General features: G+C 45.6%; 2 protein-coding genes. Both read left to right on the plus strand.

Annotated features, from left to right (window positions below):
- Positions 1–240 precede the first annotated feature (240 nt).
- Entirely contained in the window at positions 241–717 is a 477-nt protein-coding gene (locus ACTIE0_RS23475; RefSeq protein WP_006621734.1) for a DUF4079 domain-containing protein, read from the plus strand.
- Between the two features lie 62 nt (positions 718–779).
- The gene (locus ACTIE0_RS23480) at positions 780–3,227 is read left to right on the plus strand and encodes a ComEC/Rec2 family competence protein (RefSeq protein ID WP_006667948.1); all 2,448 of its coding nucleotides are present in this window, start codon (positions 780–782) and stop codon (positions 3,225–3,227) included.
- Positions 3,228–3,299 lie beyond the last annotated feature (72 nt).

Consider the following 3,299-nt stretch of genomic DNA (forward strand, 5'->3'; position numbering starts at 1 on the left):
CGGTCAGCCGCTTGAGTCGGTTTTCCTCTCCGTGATCAATCACGGAGCTTCCAACCCTCCCAGGAGTTTTACGTGAGTGTTTAACTCTAGACAAGGTTTCGCTCATACCATACTTATGAACCCGCTCTTATTAGTGAATAGTAGGGGCGGGTTTTCAGTTAATCAAAGATTGATAACGGCTCAACAAACATTTATAATATCGGGATTGATAGCGCATAGAGAAGAGAACCAGAGCCAGTTATGGACATCAGAGGCTTATTAGAACCGATCGCCAATTTTTTTGCTAGTTTAGGAGTTCCCGAACCTATTGTTCATTGGGGACACCCCCTGATGATGGGAATTGTAATTTTTGTGATGGGTAGTTTTGTCGGTTATACTGGCTGGCAGGGACGTTTAGCCACAGACCAAGAGGCGGCGATCGCTTCTCGGTCTAGTCACCGAAAACTTGCCCCTTTTATGACCCTATTTATGGCTTTGGGGTTTAGCGGCGGGCTACTATCCTTAATTATGCAGGGACAACCAATTTTTGAAAGTCCCCATTTTTGGACCAGTACCGCAGTTTTAGGCCTATTAGGAATTAACGGCGCTATTTCCCTCAGCAAATTTGGCGGCAACCAAGACCAATGGCGCAAGGCTCATGCTTATATTGGCAGTGTCGCCCTATTAATGATGGTCATTCACACCGTACTCGGTCTAAAATTGGGACTATCCATTTAGCAAACAATCAGGGTTGGTTCCTAATCCCAACCCTAACCGGTCCTCCATCACTTCCCGGATAGATGAACCAAACCGCTGCGATCGCCCTAGGATTAGCCTATATTGTCGGATTACTAATGGCGAGCTTTAGCTGGGGAGGATATTCTCTCCTCGCCCTAGGAGTCGGAATGGCAATTATGACAACCATTTGGCAATATAAACTCCGTGGCCGTCTGATTAAGCCAAATTCTCCGACTACTACAAACCGCCGTCAAAGGCAACGTAGACAAAGGACATCTGATCCAGATAGGTTGACAGTCCCCCGACCTCCTATCCCTAGAAGCCTTTGGCTAGTAGCTGGATTAATAGGTTTCCTCGCTACCCTATATTTTCAACTACAAACTCCACAACCAGGGCCTCATGACATTAGCAGATTAATTGTCAGCGGTGGTAATGCCGAAAACCTGGTAATCACCGTCTGGGGAAGGGTGATTAGTTCTCCACGGGTCACTCGTTCAGGAAATGTCCAGTTTTGGCTACAGGCTAACCTTGTTAACCAGATTACCAGTAATGATCAGAACAGCCCGGTTCAGGTTAACAAAACAGTTACAGGTAAACTTTATGTTACCGTACCCATTCTACAAGCCACAGGATTACAAGGCAACGAAACTGTTTCTGTGACCGGAACTTTATATGCACCAAAATCCCCTTTAAATCCTGGTAGCTTTGATTTTAAAGCCTATCTCGCCAGACAAGGGGGGTTTGCGGGAATGTATGGTCGCCACCTCTCTATTAACACTACCCCTAGGTGGGGACTGTCTAGGGTGCGACAGCGAATTGTCAGGGCTAAGGTTCAGGGTTTGGATGTTACCAAAGGCACACTATTATCAGCCATGGTTTTGGGGCGGCGGGCTGTGGATATCTCCCCAGAAATTAGCGATCGCTTTGTGCGAGTTGGTTTAGCTCATACTTTAGCCGCTTCTGGGTTTCATGTCTCTTTACTTCTGGGCGTAGTCCTAGCTTTGACAGCCCGCTGGTCTCCTAAGTTGAGATTGGTTTTTGGTGCAACTATCCTATTGTTATATGTCGGATTAACTGGGGGTTCGGCTTCCGTACTGCGGGCGGCTTTAATGGGGTTAGCTGCGTTGGTGGGTGTCGTCATGAAACGACAGGTGCGACCCTTGGCTGTGTTATTAGCTGTAGCCGTTTTCTTATTGTTATGGAATCCTCTATTGATTCAAGACTTAGGATTTCAATTCAGCTTTTTGGCAACTCTGGGGCTATTGGTGACTGTACCACCTTTGATGCGATCGCTACAATGGCTTCCCCCAGTAATTGCTAGTTGTATAGCAGTTCCTATCGCCGCCACCGTTTGGATTCTTCCCCTGCAAATTTATGTGTTTAATTTGGTATCACCATTCAGTATTTTTGTCAATATTTTGGTGGTGCCTTTTATTACAGTCATTACCCTGGGAGGAATGCTAACTGCATCGGTCGCGATCATCTCGCCCTGGGCGGCTGCCGCTCTAGCCACCGCTTTATATTACCCCCTAGAAGGGTTAATTTATATAGTCGAATTTTTTAATGATTTACCTGGCAATTCCATCGCTGTAGGCAGTTTATATATGGCACAATTAATCGGTTTATATACCATTAATATATTGCTCTGTTTATTGCCGATACTCCTACCGGAAAAAGTTGGTAAAACTGACCAGAAGAAGAAAACCAGAAACCATAGCCGATTTTATGCCGTTATCGCTGGTATATTAATGGCGATCGCCATCATCACTTTACCCATGGCTTATGCTCAATTTACCCAATTTCGAGTCACCGTTTTAGCTACCGCCGAAAAACCTATTCTGGTCGTGGAAGATCGCGATCGCGTTTTGTTAGTAAATGCCGGGGATGAACGCACCGTTAAATTTACCGTTTTGCCCTTTTTACTAAGGCAGGGAATTAATCAGATTGATTGGGCTATTCTCACTCACCCTCAGCTAGGCTTGACTATCGGTTTCCCACATATTTTAGACACTTTACCAATTCATAAATTCTATGATACTCCCGCTTCTAAGAATGCTTACCAAGTGAGCGCCCAGGCTATTCAAAATAAAATTGTTAGCGCCCAAGGACAATATCTAACTCTGCCAGTTCAGCAAAATTTGGATTTAGGAGAAACTCAGGTTACACTGATTAATGCTGAGGTTCCCCTGGTGGAATTTATGATCAGCGATCGCCGCTGGTTACTCATGGGAAATATCCCCAAAGAACAACAATCACAGTTGTTACAACAGCATGATTTATCCCCCGTTGATGTCCTGTGGTGGTTGGGTAACGATTTGAATGCTCAACTACTAGAGACCCTCAAACCCCAAGTGGCGATCGCCACCACTGATACCCTCAGTCCGGAAACATCTCAAATGCTCGAAAATCTTAACATTCAACTATTTTGGACTGGGCGAGATGGCGCACTACATTGGACACCACAGCAGGGCTTTTCCCCTAGCATTACCGCCGACCAAACCGTTGACTGATACATTTACGCGACATTTATCCGGCTATTGCCGGACAATGCGACGATAGCACTATTACCCGTTAAGGTAACA

This window comes from Limnospira sp., assembly GCF_051859755.1.
GTDB lineage: Bacteria > Cyanobacteriota > Cyanobacteriia > Cyanobacteriales > Microcoleaceae > Limnospira > Limnospira fusiformis.